A 17,294-nucleotide genomic window follows, 5' to 3' on the forward strand; every position below is an offset into this window, starting at 1 on the left:
CGCTCAGCGGCATGCGCATCGTGATGCGTGCGGATCACCGTAGGAGCGCCCTTGGACGCGACGGGCGTTACCGGGAAGGCCTCATCGCGCGCAAGCGCGCTCCTACGCAGGTGTGTGCAGCTCGTCATTCGCCTGAGGTTGCTCGGCAACAGCGCGCTCAGCGGCATGCGCATCGTGATGCGTGCGGATCACCGTAGGAGCGCCCTTGGGCGCGATGGGCGTTACCGGGAAGGCCTCATCGCGCGCAAGCGCGCTCCTACGTGCATCTCGGGTCCAACCAGCCCCACGCTCAGCCGTCCATCGGCTCCAGCTGCGCCGCAAACCGCGGTATCGGCCGTGCCAGTCGGCGCAGGGCTTCGGCATGCACCAGCGGGGCGCCGTGGGTGGGCGCGATGGCGCTGGTGCGCGGGGTGTTGCGCTCGGGTTGCACGTCCTGGCCGAGTTCGCGCATGAAGCGCCACATCGGCATGTAATGGCCACGCCGCGGTGTCTGCGCGGCGGGGGCGGCGCGGCATTGCCGGCGCCACTGGATCGGCGGCATGCCGAAGCGCTGCTGGAACGCACGCTGGAACTGGCGTTCAGAGGCAAACCCCATTTCATACAGCAACCAGGTCAGGCTGCACTCCGGGTACGCCTGCAGATAGCGGTGCGCGGTGCGCAGCCGTTGCTCGCGGATATAGCTGGCCACGCCGCCGCGCGACTGGAACAGCCGGTACAACGACGCACGCGATAACGCGAAGGCCTGCTGCAGCGAGTCGGTGCCCAGCTCGGCCTCGCCGATGTGCTGCTCGATATACGCCAGCAGGTCGATCATCAACGCGGCGCTGGCCTCGCCAGGCATGATCGGCGCGGTGGTCAGGGTGGTGCGGTAGGACATGGTCATGCGCGTGCATCACGGCCCACTCCCCGGGGCCTGTCCCTTGATCAACCGAGAAAAGCGCCGGCAACCCATCACGGCGATGTCACGAAATCGGCGATGCATCACGCATCCATGCGATTGAGACGAATTGTCGGGTGAGCGCCCAGGGCCATTCCTAGACTCGCCGCAGCGCTGAGAAAGCGGCACCACGGCCCTGTTCGGCACGCGTGGTGCGCGGCGGGTGCGGGGTTCGCACACCCGGCGCCACAGCGCGGTCCAGGCCGTCAGACCGGGCCGGCGGAATCAGGCAAATGCAGCGCACGTGCATCGCACGGTGGCGCAACGGGCAAGCTCAATCGGAGATCAGGCATGGCCAGCAGTCAGAAGTTCATCGCCCGCAATCGGGCACCACGCGTGCAGATCGAATACGACGTAGAGGTCTACGGCGCGCAGAAGAAGGTGCAGATCCCATTTGTGATGGGTGTGATGTCGGACCTGTCCGGTGCTAACGCCGGCGAGCTGCCCTCGCTGGAAGAACGCAAGGCCCTGGAGATCGATGTCGACAACTTCGACAGCCGGCTGCAGTCGATGCGCCCGCGTGTGCAGTTCAAGGTGCCCAACACGCTCACCGGTGAAGGCGAGCTGGCGGTGGATATCACCTTCGAAAGCATGGACGACTTTTCGCCTGCGGCCATCGCGCGCAAGGTCGAGCCGCTGGCCAAGTTGTTGGAAGCACGCACGCAGCTGGCCAACCTGGACACCTACATGGACGGCAAGGCCGGCGCCGAGCAATTGATTGCGCAAGCCATCCGTGACCCGGCACTGCTGCAGTCGCTGGTGTCCGCCGCCAAGCCTGCCTCCGAGCCGGAAGGAGCCTGACCATGTCCGCCACCGAAGCCGCACTGGCTAGCAGCACCGCCGACACACTGGAACACGGCGATTTTGCCGCCTTGCTCAATCGCGAATTCCGCCCCAAGAGCGAACGCGCCAAGGAAGAAGTGGAATCGGCCGTGCGCACCCTGGCCGAGCAGGTGCTCAATCGCAGCGACGTGGTCAGCGAAGATGTCTCGCAGACCATCAAGGCCTATATCGCCGAGATCGACCGCACGCTCACCGCGCAGCTCAACCAGATTCTGCACCATGCCGATCTGCAGCAGCTCGAAGGTGCATGGCGTGGCCTGCATTATCTGGTCAGTAACACCGAAACCGACCAGCAGCTCAAGATCCGCGTGCTGAATATCAGCAAGAAGGAACTGGGCAAGGTGCTCAAGCGCTACAAGGGCACCGCGTGGGATCAGAGCCCGATCTTCAAGAAGGTGTACGAGCAGGAATATGGCCAGCTCGGTGGCGAGCCGTACGGCTGCCTGGTGGGCGATTACTACTTCGACCAGAGCCCGCCGGATGTGGAGTTGCTCAACGGTATCGCGCAAGTGGCCGCAGCCGCGCATGCACCGTTCATTGCCGCCGCTGCGCCGAAGTTGATGGGCATGGACAGCTGGAGCGAGCTCTCCAACCCGCGTGATCTTGCCAAGATCTTCTCCACGCCCGACTACGCCGCCTGGCGCTCGCTGCGTGAGTCCGAAGACGCCAAGTACATCGGCCTGGCGATGCCGCGCACCTTGTCGCGCCTGCCGTATGGCGCGGCCACCGCACCGTTGGATGAATTTGATTTCGAAGAAGACACCGCCGGTGCCGATTCGGCCAAATACACCTGGCAGAACGCAGCCTATGCGATGGCGGTGAACATCAACCGCTCGTTCAAGCAGTACGGCTGGTGCTCGCGTATTCGCGGCATCGAATCCGGTGGCGCGGTGGAAGGCCTGCCCACGCACAGCTTCCCCACCGACGATGGTGGCGTGGACATGAAGTGCCCCACCGAAGTGGCGATCACCGACCGTCGCTCGGCCGAACTCGACAAGATGGGCCTGATGCCGCTGGTACACCGCAAGAACTCGGACATGGCCGCCTTCATCAGCGCGCAATCGTTGAACAAGCCGGACGAATACGACGACCCGGATGCCACCGCCAATGCCGCACTGGGCGCGCGCTTGCCGTACATGTTTGCGTGCTGCCGCTTTGCGCACTACCTCAAGTGCATCGTGCGCGACAAGATCGGCTCGTTCTCCGATCGCGAACAGATGCAGGGCTGGCTCACGCGCTGGGTCACCCAGTACATCGATGGCGACCCGTCCAATTCCAGCGAAGAAACCAAGGCGCGCAAGCCGCTGGCCGCTGCCGAAGTGGTGGTGGAAGAGGTCGAAGGCGCGCCCGGTTACTACAGCTCCAAGTTCTTCCTCAAGCCGCACTACCAGCTGGAAGGCCTCACCGTCTCCCTGCGCTTGGTGTCGCGCTTGCCCTCGGCCGCCAAGGCCTGATCCGACGCGTTTGCGTCACGGCGACGGCGTGCATCTGGCACGTCGCGCCCCTGTGTTTCCCACTTAGCGAAGGAGCAGTTCCATGGCGTTCGACATGCATATCAAGTTTGGCAGCGGCAAGGTCAAGATCGAAGGCGCATCCAACCACAAGAAGCACAAGGGCGAGATCCCGATCCTGGCGTGGTCGTGGGGCGCGAGCAATTCCGGCGACCTGCACACCGGCGGCGGCTCGGCCAGCGGCGGCAAGGCGCATATCCAGGACATCTCCATCACCAAGTATGTCGATGGTTGTTCGAACGCATTGCTGGATGCGGTGTGCACCGGCGCGCGCGTGGATGGCGCCTGGTTGTATGTGACCAATGCCACCGGCGAGCAGAGCGACTTTCTCACCATCGAGTTGAGCGAAGGCGTGCTGATCACCTCGCTGTCCACCGGCGGTTCCGGTGGCGAAGATCGCCTGACCGAAAACGTGACGCTGCATTTCGGCAAGTTCAAGTATGGCTTCCAGCCGCAGGACGACAAGGGCATCGCGCAGGGCGGCGCGAAGGAATTCACCTACGACATCCAGGGTGTCGCGAAGGCGTAATTCAACACGGCAATGACCGGCGGCGCCGCACCCGGCGTCGCCCCTCTTCCAACAAGGAACCGCGCGATGGATGCCACCGCACAGACCCTGCTTGCCCGTGGCGAGCCGGCACAGGCGCTGCAGCAGCTGATCCAGCAGGTGCGCCGGCAACCGGCCGATGCAGCGCAACGCGTGTTCCTGTTCCAGCTGCTGGCCGTGCTGGGCCAGTGGTCGCGCGCGGCCGACCAGCTGCGTGCCTGCGCCGAATTGGACAGCAGCACCAAGCCGCTGGTGCAGACCTATCTCACCGTGTTGCACGCCGAGCAGACGCGCGCCGAGGTGTTCGCGGGCACGCGCCTGCCGCATGTGATCGGTGAACCGGCTGCCTGGCTGGCGATGCAGCTGCAGGCCTTGCAACTCTCCGCACAAGGGCATGGCGAACAGGCCGCGTTGTTGCGTGCGCAGGCCTTTGAGCAGGCACCTGCGAGCGCCGGTACGCTGGATGGGCAGCGCTTCGACTGGCTGGCCGATGCCGACCCGCGCTTTGGCCCGTGCATCGAACTCATTCTCGACAGCGGCTATGCCTGGGCACCGCTGAGCCAGCTCCGCCAGCTGCGCTTTGAAGCACCGGTGGATCTGCGCGACACCGTGTGGGCACCGGTGAGCGTGCTGTGGCGCAATGGCGGCCAGGCATTCGGTTATGTACCGGTGCGCTATCCCGGCAGCGAGCATCTGGATGCCGGCGAACTGCAGCTGGCGCGCCGCACCGAATGGACCCAGGGCGCGCAGGGCGACATCGGCCTGGGCCAGCGCATGTGGAGCACCGAGGCGCGCGATGTGGCGCTGCTCGAAGTGCGCGACGTGCAGTTCGACGCGGACTGACCCGCCATGGCCGAGCTCACCACCACCGAACGCCTGCAGCCCTCGCTGCTGGACCGGCTGACCGACACCGCACCCAGCCAACGCGATGAGAGCCGCGAGCAACGCGTCATCTCCGCCACGCGCCTGCGCGAATGCGTCATCCGCGACCTGTCGTGGTTGTTGAACACCGTGAATCTGGACACCAGCCATCCGCTGGATGCGCACCCGCAGGTGCAACGCTCGGTGCTCAATTTCGGCATTCCCGATCTGGCCGGCGTTGCGGTCACCGGCATCGATGCGGCGGCGCTGCAGCAGCGGTTGCGCGAGGCGATCCTGGCATTCGAGCCGCGCCTGATTCCAGAGACCTTGCGTGTGAGCGTGCATGCCGATGGCGCGCGCATGGACCGGCGCTCGCTGCTGTTCACCATCGAATCGGAGATGTGGGCGCAGCCGCTGCCGTTGAACCTGTATCTGAAGACCGCGCTGGACCTGGAAACCGGCCGGCTCGACGTTGTCGAAGGGCACGGCTGAGCCATGGATCCGCGCCTGCTCCCGTACTACAGCCGCGAATTGCAGCACGTGCGCGACATGGGCGCGGAGTTTGCGCGCGAGTATCCCAAGATTGCCGGGCGGCTTGGCCTGGACGCGTTCGAATGCGCCGACCCTTACGTGGAGCGGTTGCTGGAAGGCTTTGCGTTTCTGGCCGCGCGCGTGCAGCTCAAGCTGGATGCGCAGTATCCGGTGTTCACCCAGCACCTGCTGGAGATGGTCTACCCGCATTATCTGGCACCGCTGCCATCGATGGCGGTGGTGCAGTTGCAGCCGGACCTGAAAGACAGCGGCCTGGCCGCCGGCGTGGCGGTGCCGCGCCACAGTGCGCTGCGCAGCCTGATCGGCGCCGGCGAGCGCACCGCCTGCGAATTCCGCACCGCCCATGCGGTCACGCTGTGGCCGCTGCAATTGACCGAAGCCAAGTACCTGGACTCGCCGGCCGCGCTGGCCGCTGCCGGTGTGGTGGTGCCGCCCGGGCGCAGCGTGCGTGCCGGCATCCGCCTGCGCCTGGAGGTGGTGGGCGGCGCACAGGCGCAGGATCTGGCGCTGGATGCACTGCCGCTGTTCCTGGCCGGCGCCGATGGCCTGCCAAAGCGCCTGTACGAACAAGTGCACGGCGACTGCGCGGGTGTGGTGGTGCGTGGCAGCGATGCCGGCGGCGCCGCGCGCGAGCTGCTGCTTGGTGCCGATGCACTGCGCACGCGCGGCTTCGCCGACGACGATGCATTGATTCCCTACGACGGCCGCTCCTTCAGCGGCTACCGGCTGTTGCAGGAATACTTCGCCTGCCCGGAGCGCTTCCTGTTCGCCGAACTCACCGGCCTGCGCGCCGCTTTGCGTCGCCTGCATGGCAGCAGTTTCGAAATCGTGGTGTTGCTGGAGCGCAGTGTGCCCGCACTGGCGGCGGCAGTAAGCGCAGAGCACTTCAAGCTGTTCTGCACGCCGGCGATCAATCTGTTCGAACGTCGCGCCGACCGCATCCACCTGCACACCGGTCAGCACGACTATCACGTGCTGGCCGACCGCACCCGGCCGATGGATTTCGAGATCCATCACCTGGGCGAGGTGGAAGGTTTTGGCGACCGCCAGGAGCCGGAGCAGCGCTATACGCCGTTCTACGGCGGCGATGCGCGCACCTGGCATGCGCGGCACGGCGCGTTCTACACCATGCGCCGTGAGCCAAGGCTGCTGTCGGCACGCCAGCGCCGCGACGGTGCGCGCTCCAGCTATGTGGGCAGCGAGGTCTTCGTCAGTTTGGTGGACGCCGACGACCAGCCGCACAGCACACGGCTGCGCCAGCTGGGCCTGCAATTGTGGTGCAGCAACCGCGATCTGCCGCTGCATATGCCGGTGGGCAAGGGCAGCACCGATTTCAGCATGGACAGCGGTGTGCCGGTGCAGAGCGTGCGCTGCGTGGCCGGCCCGACCAAGCCACGCCCGGCGCTCTCCGATGGGCAAACTGCGTGGCGCCTGCTCAGTCAATTGCAGCTCAATTATCTGTCGCTGTTCGACGATGGCCCGGGCGAAAGCACCAGTGCTGCGGCGCTGCGCGAGATCCTCACCTTGTACTGCGACCCGTTCGACGCCTCCGCACAGCGGCAGATCGAGGGCATCAAACAGGTGAGTGGCACGCCGATCGTGCGGCGCATTCCGGTGCCTGGCCCGATCACTTTCGGGCGCGGGCTGCAGATCACGCTCACCTGCGAGGACGCCGCTTTCGAAGGCACCGGCGCGTTCCTGCTGGCCTCGGTACTGCGGCACTTCTTTGCGCGCTACGTCTCGGTGAATTCGTTTACCGAAACGGTGCTGCGCACCACCGAACGCAACGAGGTGGCCCGATGGCCCGCTCAGCCCGGCTCCCGCCCGCGTCTGTGAGCGCGGCCGCCGCCGCGCTGGAACAGGCGCTGCAGGCCCGGCCACACGACTTCAGCCCGTTTGCGGCCTTGCGCGCGATCGAGCGCTGCCATCCGCAGCAGCCGCGCCTGGGCGAATCCGCGCGCTCAAGCGACGACGTGGTGCGCTTGCGGCATCTGCCGTCGCTGGCCTTCGCCCCGCGTGCGCTGGAACGCTACGTGCCACAGCAAGACGCTCAACCGGCCGCGTTATACAGCGTGTTTCTCGGCCTGTTCGGGCCGAATGCGCCGCTGCCGCTGCATCTCACCGAATACGCCATCGAGCGTGCGCAGCAAGCCAAGGACGGCACCTTCGCCGCGTTCGCCGATGTGTTCCATCACCGCATGCTGAGCCTGTTCTACCGCGCCTGGGCGCAGGCGCAACCCAGCGTGCAGGCCGAGCGCCCGGCGAGCGACCAGTTCCGTGCGTGGCTGGATGCACTGGTGGGTATCGCCAGCCCGCAGTTGCGCGACCGCGATGCCTTGCCCGACGACGCACGGCGTTACTACGCCGGCCGCCTCGGTGCGGCGACACGCACACCGGAAGGCTTGCGTGCCTTGCTGCAGCAACTGTTTGCCTGGCCGGTGCAGGTGCAGGAGTTCATCGCCGAATGGATGCGCCTGCCTGTCGATGCGCACCTGCAGCTAGGCATCGGCCCGCGCAATGCGCGCCTGGGTGTGGATAGCGTGGTGGGCGCACAGGTGCGTGGCGCGCAACAGCGCGTGCGTATTCGCCTGGGGCCGCTGCCACGCATCGCCTTTCAACGCTTCCTGCCCGGCGGGCAGGCGTTGCGCCAACTCACCGCTGCAGTGCGCAGCTATCTGGGCGACGAATTCGGCTGGGAGCTGCAGTTGCTGCTCAAGGCCGACGAGGTACCCACCCCGCGCCTGGCACGCAACAGCCGGCTGGGCCTGGATACCTGGCTTGGCCGCCGCGCCTGGAGCATTGCCGATGCCGACGACGTATTGCTGCGCCCCTCCGGGTGAGGCGCCCGGCCACTTGATTCGCTCACGACCGATGTACTGACTTCGAAGGACGCACCAATGGCCGAGATCTCCCGCAGTGCCCTGTTCGGCAAGCTCAATCCGCTGGCCTATCGCGGCATCGAAAGCGCCACCGTGTTCTGCAAGCTGCGTGGCAACCCGTATGTGGAGCTGGTGCATTGGCTGCATCAGTTGCTGCAGCTGCAGGACTCGGACCTGCACCGCATCATCAAGCACTTCCAACTCAACCCCTCCACGCTGGCGCGTGATGTCACCGCCGCGCTGGATGGCTTGCCGCGCGGCTCCACCGCCGTCACCGATCTGTCGGCCAATGTGGAAGAAGCGGTGGAGCGCGGCTGGGTGTATGCCTCGCTGAGTTTTGGTGAGGCGCAGGTACGTACCGGCTATCTGGTGGTCGGCATCCTGAGCGTGCGTGGGTTGCGCAATGCGTTGCTGGCGATCTCCAAGGAGTTCGACAAGCTCACGCCTGCGGTGCTCAACGAGCACTTCGCCGAGATCGTGGCCGGCTCGCCGGAAGACGGCCTGCTGCCCAGCGATGGATTTTCGCTCGGTCAGACCGCTGCCCCTGGTGAGGCTAGCGGTGCCATCGCGCCTGCCGCGCTTGGCAAGCAGGAAGCGCTGAAAAAATTCACCACCGATCTCACTGCGCAGGCGCGCGAGGGCAAGCTCGACCCGATCATCGGCCGCGATGACGAGATCCGCCAGGTGGTCGACATCCTGATGCGTCGCCGCCAGAACAATCCGATCCTGGTCGGCGAGGCCGGTGTCGGCAAGACCGCCGTGGTCGAAGGCTTCGCGCAACGCATCGCACGCGGCGACGTGCCGCTAGCGTTGAAAGACGTGCAGTTACGCACACTCGACGTTGGCCTGTTGCAGGCCGGCGCCAGCATGAAGGGCGAGTTCGAGCAGCGCCTGCGCGCGGTCATCGACGAAGTACAGGCCAGCCCGAAGCCGATCATCCTGTTCGTCGATGAAACCCACACCCTGGTCGGTGCCGGTGGAGCAGCGGGCACCGGCGATGCGGCGAATCTGCTCAAGCCGGCACTGGCGCGCGGCACGCTGCGCACGGTGGGTGCCACCACGTTTGCCGAGTACAAGAAATACATCGAAAAAGACCCCGCGCTGACGCGGCGCTTTCAGGCCGTGCAGGTGGACGAGCCGGACGAAGCCAAGGCGGTGCGCATGATGCGCGGCGTTGCTTCGATGATGGAGCAGCACCACAGCGTGCAGATCCTCGACGAAGCGCTGGAAGCGGCGGTCAAGCTCAGCCACCGCTATATCCCCGCACGCCAACTGCCGGACAAATCGGTGAGCCTGCTCGATACCGCGTGCGCCCGCGTGGCGGTGAGCCTGCACGCTACTCCGGCCGAAGTGGACGACAGCCGCCGCCGCATCGAATCGCTGGATACCGAGCACGCCATCATCGAGCGCGAGCGCGCGATCGGCATCGTGGTGGATGAGCGTGCTGTCGCGTGCGCAGGCTTGTTGGATGGCGAGCGCAGCCGGCTACATGCGCTGGAACAGCGCTGGGTGTCCGAAAAAGCATTGGTCGATGAGTTGCTGTCGTTGCGCGCGCAACTGCGTAGCGGTAATGCGCCGTTGGAAGGCACTGGCAGCGCACTGGAAGCAGAGGCCGATGCCGAGCAGATTGCGTCAGGTGACACAGCGGTACTCGAAGCGCCGGTGCAGGTGAATCGCGACACGCTGTTGGCACACCTGCAGTTGGTACAGGCCGAGCTGGGCGCACTGCAAGGCGAATCCCCGTTGATCCTGCCCACTGTCGATTATCAAGCCGTCGCCGCCGTGGTCGCCGACTGGACCGGCATCCCGGTCGGGCGCATGGCGCGCAACGAGATCGACACCGTGCTGCGCCTGCCCGAGTTGCTGGCCAAGCGCGTGATCGGCCAGGACCACGCCATGGAGATGATCGCCAAGCGCATCCAGACCAGCCGCGCCGGCCTGGACAACCCGGACAAACCGATCGGCGTGTTCCTGCTGGCCGGCACCTCCGGCGTCGGCAAGACCGAAACCGCACTCGCCCTGGCAGAAACCTTGTACGGCGGCGAACAGAACCTGATCACCATCAACATGAGCGAATACCAGGAAGCGCACACCATTTCCTCGCTCAAGGGCGCACCGCCGGGCTATGTTGGCTACGGCGAAGGCGGCGTGCTCACCGAAGCGGTGCGCCGCAAACCGTATTCGGTGGTGCTGCTCGACGAGGTGGAGAAAGCCCACCCGGACGTGCACGAGCTGTTCTTCCAGGTGTTCGACAAGGGCTGGATGGAAGATGGCGAAGGCCGCCGCATCGACTTCCGCAACACCTTGATCATCCTCACCAGCAACGCCGGCACCGAGCTGATCGCCAGCCTGTGCGCCGATCCGGAACTGCTGCCGGACCCGGAAGGCATGGCCAAAGCGCTGCGCGAACCATTGTTGAAGGTGTTCCCGCCGGCATTGCTCGGCAGGCTGGTGGCGATTCCATATTACCCGCTGAGCCACGACATGCTGGCGAAGATCGTGCGGCTGCAGTTGAACCGCATCAAGCAGCGCATCGAAGCGCGCTACAGGATTCCATTCGAGTACGACGACGCGGTGGTCGAGCTGGTGGTGAGCCGCTGCACTGAGAGCGAATCGGGCGGGCGGATGATCGATGCGATTTTGACCAATTCGATGTTGCCGGAGATCAGCCGGGAGTTCCTGCGGAGGATGGTCGACGGAAAAGACATCGCGGGCGTACGAGTGGGGCGCAAGGAAGGCGGATTCGACTATCGCTTCGATTGAAAACGCTCCGAGGGTGCGAAGGAGCTTCAATGACGGAGAAAGAGCATGCAATGCGAGAACATCGTGCTGATCCCCTTTTACCACGGTGATGGGGACCAGGAGTTGGCGGACAATCTTGAAGCACTTTCCAAAAAATACAAAGGTAGGACGGTCCGCGCCCGCGCGGTCACTGTCGTATCGGCCGAGTTCGGCAAGTCCGCGAAGGTGGAAGAGGTGGTGGGGGCCATTTTCGCGAGCAGTGATGTGCTTGGGGCTTCGCGGGATAACGGACTCTACTTTCTAATTCACGCAGGCGCGACTCAGTCCAACCCGTCTGCAGAGTTCCTCGCCGAGGTAGTCGCGGGACTCGCCAAGAAGGGAATCTGTTTCCGGAAGATCAATTTGGCAGGCTGTTTCACCGGGGGAAACAAGCTCGGTAATGTTGCGAGCAGTGTCTTAGCCCAGTTCACTCGTAGGCTTGTCGAACTCATACCCAAGGAGGAAAGAGGCGCGCTCCTAACTGGACTGGGTGTGAGTGCCTACCTCACCGAAGTCACGACGTTTGATGAGGAAAGCGTCTACTACCAAGGCCTGATTCTGAAGCAATTCACATCGCCAGCCGGATTAGACGGTATCCATAACCTTGTTCAGAGGACGAAGGAGAAATCGTTATCCAGGACGCATCCAGATGTTCTGGATGGACAAGCTAAGGCTCTTGTGGACTTCAACAGGGAGAATTTCGCGAAGATATACGATGGAAAAGCATACAAAAAGGTTTCCTCCGCAGATCCGAAAACCCAAGAGAGTGTCTATATCGCACAGCGAGGAATAATTGCTAAGAAGATAACCATGCAACAAGCCATTGCAGAGTTGGTCGCCGGTTACGAGATGTATATGAGAACGAAGGTCGTTGCTATGTTTGATGACAGGAGTTCAAGTTTCATCCCGGGATCCATCGCCAGCTACACCGACAATGACACGGTGAAGAGCATGATCGTTGAAGTTGAAAGAATGCGAGGGTCTTCGAAGTACACGTTCCACCTTTGAGTCCATCGCGGACCCCACATCGAGATCGCAAATTTTGGCTCTCGATCACGGTGCAGCGCTCGACCGGTGGCGAATCTCCAAGTCTTCGTCCTGTTCCTGCGACAATCCCCGTCCGCAAGGAACCCGGCACGCGCCGGGAAGTGAGCGTCGGGTCGTCTCCCGTGCCAGCCACGCGTTGACGACCGACCGGGGAGGAGGCGGCGATGGACGAGCGGCAGGCGCTGTACCTGCGGGCGAAGGGCATCGTGGCGGCGGCCGACGAGCTGCCGCCGGACGAGCGCGCCGATTTCGTCGCGCGCGAGTGCGCGGGCGACGCCGCGCTCCTGGCCGAGGTCGCGTGGATGCGGCAGGCGGTGGCGTCGGAGACCACGCTGCACGCGACGCGCTGGGCGCTGGCCGAGGCGCCGGAACTCTCGGGCGAGCAGTTCTCGGCCGATGCCGCGCGCGACTACCGCGTGTTGCACCGGCTCGGCCAGGGCGGCATGGGCGGCATGGGCGTGGTCTACCTCGCCGAGCGCCAGCAGGACGGTTTCACCCAGCGGGTCGCGCTGAAGCTGCTGCGCCGCGTGAGCGGCGACGCGCGCACCGCGCTCGAGCGCTTCCAGCGCGAGCGCGCGCTGCTGGCGCGGCTCGAGCATCACGGCATCGCGCGGCTGGTCGACGGCGGGCTGCTGTCGGACGGCCAGCCGTTCCTCGCTATCGAGTACGTCGAGGGCGAGCACATAGTGAAGAACGGGGTCAGGTTCATTTTAGGTGATGGGGTCAGGTTCACTTATCAGTCGACAGCGGCGACTTGTGGGCTGATTAAGTAGCCTACAGCCAGTGTGCGTGCGCGCCGGCGGTAATGCAGGATGAAGTGAGGACCATGGAGGACCATGGGTTCGGAGGACAAAAAAAACGGGGCAAAAAAACGGGGCTAGGTTCACTTTGGAAGTCAACCTGACCCCGTTTCCCGGCAATGCGCCGTGGAGTGCCGATCGTCGCAATTGTGGATGGCAGTGAAAGTTTTTATTTGTCTAGGTGGAGCCTAGCGGATCTAGGGTTGATCGAAAGTATGACGATTCTGAAATAGAAGCGCAGAGGATCGGGTCTGCTTCAATTTACTAATTATTCCTCTTTTTTTGCGAGAACTAGTTCTGGAGGATTTATGGTTGTGATTGGAAGCAATAGCGCTGGGGAAATTCATGCGGAAATGGAAATGTTCACGTATGGAGGGACGATACGCGGGCGTCCGATTCTGATCAAAGGCCCGCTAGTCGACCAGAAGCCTGGCAATCACAAAAAGGAAAAGCCGGCGTTGCCGTATGCGTTGCAGGGCATTCCTGGGAAGCCGGATTTTCGCCCGCTCAATACCAATGCAGGCCACTTGCTTGCAACGCAGTTCGGTGGGCTGAACGTACCCCAGAATATCGTGCCGATGTACGCCAGCTTCAATCAGCACGGTGCATGGAAGAGCCTTGAAAGAGCGCTTAAGAAAATCATCCGCTCCGGAGAAGGACGCATCACGCTTTCTGTGACCATCTCCTATGGCGCCAACGCCGATCCTCGAATTCCCTCGGCCTTCTCGGCCATTGCAAGCTCCGAAAGCGGAAAGTCCTGGTCGTTTGGTTTCATACCGCATATCCCCCCGGCGATCGAGCACATCGAGCTTGACGAAGACGAAGTAATTCTGGTGACTACGCGTTACTGGCAGATGCGCGATTCAGGGTGGATGATGGACCATCTTTATCCGCAGCTCAATCTCCCCGAGCAGAACGCAAGGCGACATTATGCTGTGCTCGACTACATGAGCGAGGTCACTGGCGACCTGAAGAGTGTTTCCATCAGCAACGCGCGCAAATTCGAGGATTACCAGATAAATAACATCCTCACGGTCAACAGGATCTTCTTTGATGGTTACCTGGCGCCGGATGACCCGGGCGATCCTTTCTCTGGCGGACCACTTCTAACTGTTGCCGGTGATCAAGGGCCGCATGTGGACCATATCAGGCCAAAGGCTACATCGGCGGGATGCAATGCATACAGCAATGCTCAAGTGCTCAGTGGTCTGGGAAATCTACGCAAGGGCACAAAAAAGTAGCCGGTGGTTATGGCTGTTGTTGCTGGGGGTAACGGGTTCAGGTTAACTTATCGGTCGATAACAGCGACTTGCGGTGCCGACGAGCCGCTCAATGCCCGCAAAAAGATGTGTCGACGGCCGCTGTGCTTGCGCGTCGGCGGTAACCGCAGTTCTATGCGCTTCCACCGCCGGCTGAGTCGTCTCCCGCGCAACAGAGGGTGCATGTGAAATTAGTCAGCGAGCACTGTGCGTCGGCTTGGCGCTGCCATCGGCAATGTCCCGGTTTTGTGGCGGTCCAGGCCGGCGGGTAACAAGCCGCCCGCCGCGCTTTACCCATCCTCGCCACCGAAGAAAAAGTGCTGCTCCTGAGGAACGACGCATCGCGCCCTGGGATGGGTAAGCTATGCCGTTTGGGGGGAGGCATCAATGAAAAGAAGTCTTGCAGTGGTGATGTGCGTGTTGTCGTTGCCGGCAGCGGCGCAGTCGGCCTACAAGTGCAGCGATGCAAAGCTGGGAACTGTTTACCAGTCCACGCCGTGCGCCGACGGCGCGGAGCAGAAGCGTTGGAACAAGCAAGCCGCGACGGCCCCGATGGCAACGGCAACAGCTGCGCAGGCGGGTACGCAAGCGGCGTCCGGCAATAACCAGGAATCAAACCTGGGTTTACGCCTGATCAGTTACGAGCGCCAGCCGAGCCCGGAGGCGTGTACGCGCGCTACCCATGTGCGCGACAGCGCACGCGCCGATACTACGATGCGTCGCGATCCGGAGTTCATGCAGGCTGTCGAACGGGCGGTCGCGCAGGCCTGTCGCTAGCAAGGGCGTCACAAGTCGCGCATCTGCAATCAATGCATGCCAAGGAAGATCGATGCAAGAACGTCAAGGAGCGTCTGCTGGATGGGGTGAGTTGTTGCTCGTGGTGACGATCGCATTCGGGCTGTCGATCTGGTCCAGCGTTTCGGCAGTCGCGCGCGATGCCGTCGAGCCGGTCTTCTCCGACGCGAGCCTGTGGGGCATGGTGTTCTACGAACTGCTCGTTCTGGCAATCTTGCTGCCAGTGCTGTGGTTCCGCGGATGGAGGCCGCAGTCGCTGGGGCTGCAGTGGCAGCTGCGCGACTTGGCGGCGGGGCTCGGCTTGCTGGCGGTGTGCCTGTTGGTCACCTATCCACTGACGCTGTTGAACTGGAGCTTGGGGAGCAACACGCATCCATTCGATGCGATGGTCGCCGGGCAGCTGTCGATCACGGCTGTGCTGGCGATCTCGCTGATCAATCCGATCTTCGAGGAGGTGTTCGTATGCGCTTACGTAATCCGCGCCCTGGAGCCGCGACATGGCCGGGCCTTCGCGGTGAATGTAAGCGTGGCGATCCGCACGTCGTATCACCTCTACCAGGGACCGATTGGCGCCATCAGCATCCTTGCAATCGGGCTGATCCTGGGGTGGTGGGTGGCCCGACGCGGGCGACTGTGGCCGGCGATACTGGCCCATGGCGCGCTGGATCTACTGGGGTTGATGGTCTACATCTGACTGGCCTGGCCCCGTCGCGATGTCGCACACTTGCGCTTTGGTCGAACACAGGACGCGGCGATGGCACGGCGATATGGATGGAGCGGGATACTGGTGTGGCTCGTGGCGTTCGGCGCGGTGGCGGCCGGTCCGACGCCTGGCGAATACAGCACCAAGCAAGGCTTGGGCAGCCTGCAGGTCAGCGACAAGGGCGGGGTGCGCCAGTTCGAGATTCTCACCATGGGCGCCAACGGCCACAGTTGTTCGCTATCGGGCACGCTGCAGGGCGACAAGGCGGAGGTGAGCGATGCTGTCGATGCGCCCTGCAAGCTGTCGTTCAAGCCGGTGGCGGGCGGCTTCAGCATCGCCGCGCTGACCCAGGACAGCTGCCGCGACTATTGCGGCATGCGCGCCAGCTTCGAAGGCGACTATCTGCAATTGCCGGCCGGCTGCACCTCCGCGGCCAGCAGCCGACGGCGTGAGGCGTACCTGCGCGACTATCGCGGCAAGCGCTATGTCGAAGCACTTGCAGGCATGCAGGCCTTTGCGGGCGAGTGCGGCGAGTTTTTCACCTGGCTTGATCGCGACCGTTTCGCCAACGACCGCGCCCTCACCCTGATGCGCCTGAACCGCCCGCAGGAGTGTCTGGCGGCGTTGGACGAGACCATGGCTGGTCGCAGCCGCGATGAGGGCTCGTTTCAAGCGGAGCTGGACAAGAACAGCACGATGTTGCCGCCCAGCGACTGGGATGCGTACCTGCCCATCGCCAAGTCCACCTGGTTCAATCGCAAGCTCTGCGAGGCGGCCAAGCGCTAAGCGTGGGTGGCCTGCGTCGTTGCGCGCCGCAAACGCCGGCATACGGCGTCGGGCCGGAAGTGCTGATCGATTGAATCAGAAGCTGATTGCGCAACAATGCATGCATGCACAACATCCTGCTCGCCCTGATCTGTCTGCTCGCCTCCGTCACCGCCACTGCCGGGTCCGCTCCAGAGCGGATGCTGATCTTCAGCAAGACGGCCGGGTTCCGCCATGAGTCGATTCCGACGGCGGTGGCGAGGCTACGGCAACTTGCGCAAGAGCAGGGCATGGCGGCCGACCACAGCGAGGATGCGGACGTCTTCACTGCCGACAACCTGGCGCGTTACCGCGTGGTGGCGTTCGCCAACACGACAGGCGAGATTCTAGCGCCGGCGCAACAGCAGGCTTTCGAGGGCTTCATTCGGCAGGGCGGTGGATTCCTGGGTGTCCATTCGGCCGCCGATACCGGCTACCAGTGGCCTTGGTATGGGCGATTGGTCGGGGCATGGTTCAAGAAACATCCGCCGGGGCTGCAGTCCACCCGCGTGCAGCGCGAGCGCGATGGGCAGTCGGTGGGCGATGCCTGGCCGATCACCGATGAGATCTACAACTACCGCCACAATCCACGCGGGCAGGTGCAGGTGGTCGCCACGGTGGACGAGCGGCTGTATGCCGGTGGCACGATGGGCGCAGATCATCCCATTGCGTGGTGCCACGTATTCGACGGCGGCCGGGCCTGGTACACCGGGCTGGGCCACGACGCGGCCGTTTATGCCAATACCGATTTCCTGGCCCAGTTGCGCCAGGGGCTGCGCTATGCGGCCGGGTACGCGCCCGGCTGCTGAGTGCGTTACTGGCTTGTTCGCTTGCGCCAAAGGCATGGCGCGCGGGCTCGTAGAGTTGTGACAGAAATCAGGCCTATTGCGCGGCTGTGCTCGCGACGGCGCCGTGGCGCCACTGTTTCGGCACCTGTGACGATGGCGGCCCACCCGGCGCGCCAACGGCAGCCGG

Annotated in this window: 15 protein-coding genes and 1 pseudogene; 15 read left to right on the plus strand and 1 reads right to left on the minus strand. The window is 63.8% G+C overall.

The window, feature by feature from the left end:
* Window positions 1-289 precede the first annotated feature (289 nt).
* Window positions 290-947, minus strand: a pseudogene (tagK, locus tag QRM89_RS00005) (transcriptional regulator TagK).
* Between the two features lie 281 nt (window positions 948-1,228).
* Here tagK and tssB point away from each other — a divergent pair.
* The 15 genes from tssB (at window position 1,229) to QRM89_RS00080 (ending at window position 17,128) form a co-directional block, all read left to right on the plus strand.
* Window positions 1,229-1,738, plus strand: a complete 510-nt coding sequence (gene tssB, locus QRM89_RS00010) for a type VI secretion system contractile sheath small subunit (RefSeq protein ID WP_042597864.1) — start codon at window positions 1,229-1,231, stop codon at window positions 1,736-1,738.
* Between the two features lie 2 nt (window positions 1,739-1,740).
* The gene (gene tssC / locus QRM89_RS00015; protein WP_114999454.1) at window positions 1,741-3,234 is read left to right on the plus strand and encodes a type VI secretion system contractile sheath large subunit; all 1,494 of its coding nucleotides are present in this window, start codon (window positions 1,741-1,743) and stop codon (window positions 3,232-3,234) included.
* A gap of 82 nt (window positions 3,235-3,316) precedes the next feature.
* A complete protein-coding gene (locus QRM89_RS00020; protein WP_042597867.1) occupies window positions 3,317-3,820 on the plus strand; it encodes a type VI secretion system tube protein Hcp in 504 nt (167 codons plus the stop codon).
* A 66-nt stretch (window positions 3,821-3,886) separates the two neighbouring features.
* Window positions 3,887-4,681: a type VI secretion system accessory protein TagJ gene (locus tag QRM89_RS00025; protein ID WP_285446992.1), complete on the plus strand. Its 795-nt coding sequence runs from the start codon at window positions 3,887-3,889 to the stop codon at window positions 4,679-4,681.
* A gap of 6 nt (window positions 4,682-4,687) precedes the next feature.
* Window positions 4,688-5,191, plus strand: a complete 504-nt coding sequence (gene tssE, locus QRM89_RS00030; protein WP_115007705.1) for a type VI secretion system baseplate subunit TssE — start codon at window positions 4,688-4,690, stop codon at window positions 5,189-5,191.
* 3 nt (window positions 5,192-5,194) lie between these two features.
* Entirely contained in the window at window positions 5,195-7,087 is a 1,893-nt protein-coding gene (gene tssF / locus QRM89_RS00035; protein ID WP_285446993.1) for a type VI secretion system baseplate subunit TssF, read from the plus strand.
* The gene (tssG, locus tag QRM89_RS00040; RefSeq protein WP_285446994.1) at window positions 7,051-8,091 is read left to right on the plus strand and encodes a type VI secretion system baseplate subunit TssG; all 1,041 of its coding nucleotides are present in this window, start codon (window positions 7,051-7,053) and stop codon (window positions 8,089-8,091) included. The genes tssF and tssG overlap by 37 nt, the downstream gene beginning before the upstream one ends.
* A gap of 57 nt (window positions 8,092-8,148) precedes the next feature.
* Window positions 8,149-10,893: a type VI secretion system ATPase TssH gene (tssH, locus tag QRM89_RS00045; protein WP_285446995.1), complete on the plus strand. Its 2,745-nt coding sequence runs from the start codon at window positions 8,149-8,151 to the stop codon at window positions 10,891-10,893.
* 45 nt (window positions 10,894-10,938) lie between these two features.
* Window positions 10,939-11,919, plus strand: a complete 981-nt coding sequence (locus tag QRM89_RS00050) for a hypothetical protein (RefSeq protein ID WP_285446996.1) — start codon at window positions 10,939-10,941, stop codon at window positions 11,917-11,919.
* A 203-nt stretch (window positions 11,920-12,122) separates the two neighbouring features.
* Entirely contained in the window at window positions 12,123-12,731 is a 609-nt protein-coding gene (locus QRM89_RS00055; protein WP_042597878.1) for a hypothetical protein, read from the plus strand.
* Window positions 12,732-13,066: 335 nt separating this feature from the next.
* Window positions 13,067-13,999 (plus strand): DNA/RNA non-specific endonuclease, encoded by a 933-nt coding sequence (locus QRM89_RS00060; RefSeq protein WP_080870226.1) that lies wholly within the window; start codon window positions 13,067-13,069, stop codon window positions 13,997-13,999.
* A gap of 429 nt (window positions 14,000-14,428) precedes the next feature.
* Complete coding sequence (locus tag QRM89_RS00065; protein WP_238154123.1) at window positions 14,429-14,794, plus strand: DUF4124 domain-containing protein; 366 nt, start codon at window positions 14,429-14,431, stop codon at window positions 14,792-14,794.
* A 52-nt stretch (window positions 14,795-14,846) separates the two neighbouring features.
* Window positions 14,847-15,506: a type II CAAX endopeptidase family protein gene (locus QRM89_RS00070; RefSeq protein ID WP_285446997.1), complete on the plus strand. Its 660-nt coding sequence runs from the start codon at window positions 14,847-14,849 to the stop codon at window positions 15,504-15,506.
* 60 nt (window positions 15,507-15,566) lie between these two features.
* A complete protein-coding gene (locus tag QRM89_RS00075; protein ID WP_285446998.1) occupies window positions 15,567-16,301 on the plus strand; it encodes a hypothetical protein in 735 nt (244 codons plus the stop codon).
* A 104-nt stretch (window positions 16,302-16,405) separates the two neighbouring features.
* Window positions 16,406-17,128 carry a ThuA domain-containing protein gene (locus QRM89_RS00080; protein ID WP_119960900.1) on the plus strand — a complete coding sequence of 241 codons (723 nt, stop codon included), beginning with the start codon at window positions 16,406-16,408 and terminating at the stop codon, window positions 17,126-17,128.
* Window positions 17,129-17,294 lie beyond the last annotated feature (166 nt).

Origin of the sequence: Xanthomonas sp. LMC-A-07 (genome assembly GCF_030208825.1) — a bacterium.
Classification (GTDB): Bacteria; Pseudomonadota; Gammaproteobacteria; order Xanthomonadales; family Xanthomonadaceae; genus Xanthomonas; species Xanthomonas campestris.

What these genes read in the sequence shown, in the direction of transcription:
- QRM89_RS00070 (WP_285446997.1), top strand. Translation starts at nt 14,847, where the DNA reads ATGCAAGAACGTCAAGGAGCGTCTGCTGGATGGGGTGAGTTGTTGCTC.
- tssF (WP_285446993.1), top strand. Translation starts at nt 5,195, where the DNA reads ATGGATCCGCGCCTGCTCCCGTACTACAGCCGCGAATTGCAGCACGTG.
- QRM89_RS00075 (WP_285446998.1), top strand. Translation starts at nt 15,567, where the DNA reads ATGGCACGGCGATATGGATGGAGCGGGATACTGGTGTGGCTCGTGGCG.
- QRM89_RS00020 (WP_042597867.1), top strand. Translation starts at nt 3,317, where the DNA reads ATGGCGTTCGACATGCATATCAAGTTTGGCAGCGGCAAGGTCAAGATC.
- QRM89_RS00065 (WP_238154123.1), top strand. Translation starts at nt 14,429, where the DNA reads ATGTGCGTGTTGTCGTTGCCGGCAGCGGCGCAGTCGGCCTACAAGTGC.
- QRM89_RS00060 (WP_080870226.1), top strand. Translation starts at nt 13,067, where the DNA reads ATGGTTGTGATTGGAAGCAATAGCGCTGGGGAAATTCATGCGGAAATG.
- QRM89_RS00050 (WP_285446996.1), top strand. Translation starts at nt 10,939, where the DNA reads ATGCAATGCGAGAACATCGTGCTGATCCCCTTTTACCACGGTGATGGG.
- QRM89_RS00055 (WP_042597878.1), top strand. Translation starts at nt 12,123, where the DNA reads ATGGACGAGCGGCAGGCGCTGTACCTGCGGGCGAAGGGCATCGTGGCG.
- tssC (WP_114999454.1), top strand. Translation starts at nt 1,741, where the DNA reads ATGTCCGCCACCGAAGCCGCACTGGCTAGCAGCACCGCCGACACACTG.
- tssG (WP_285446994.1), top strand. Translation starts at nt 7,051, where the DNA reads ATGGCCCGCTCAGCCCGGCTCCCGCCCGCGTCTGTGAGCGCGGCCGCC.
- tssH (WP_285446995.1), top strand. Translation starts at nt 8,149, where the DNA reads ATGGCCGAGATCTCCCGCAGTGCCCTGTTCGGCAAGCTCAATCCGCTG.
- QRM89_RS00080 (WP_119960900.1), top strand. Translation starts at nt 16,406, where the DNA reads ATGCACAACATCCTGCTCGCCCTGATCTGTCTGCTCGCCTCCGTCACC.
- tssB (WP_042597864.1), top strand. Translation starts at nt 1,229, where the DNA reads ATGGCCAGCAGTCAGAAGTTCATCGCCCGCAATCGGGCACCACGCGTG.
- tssE (WP_115007705.1), top strand. Translation starts at nt 4,688, where the DNA reads ATGGCCGAGCTCACCACCACCGAACGCCTGCAGCCCTCGCTGCTGGAC.
- QRM89_RS00025 (WP_285446992.1), top strand. Translation starts at nt 3,887, where the DNA reads ATGGATGCCACCGCACAGACCCTGCTTGCCCGTGGCGAGCCGGCACAG.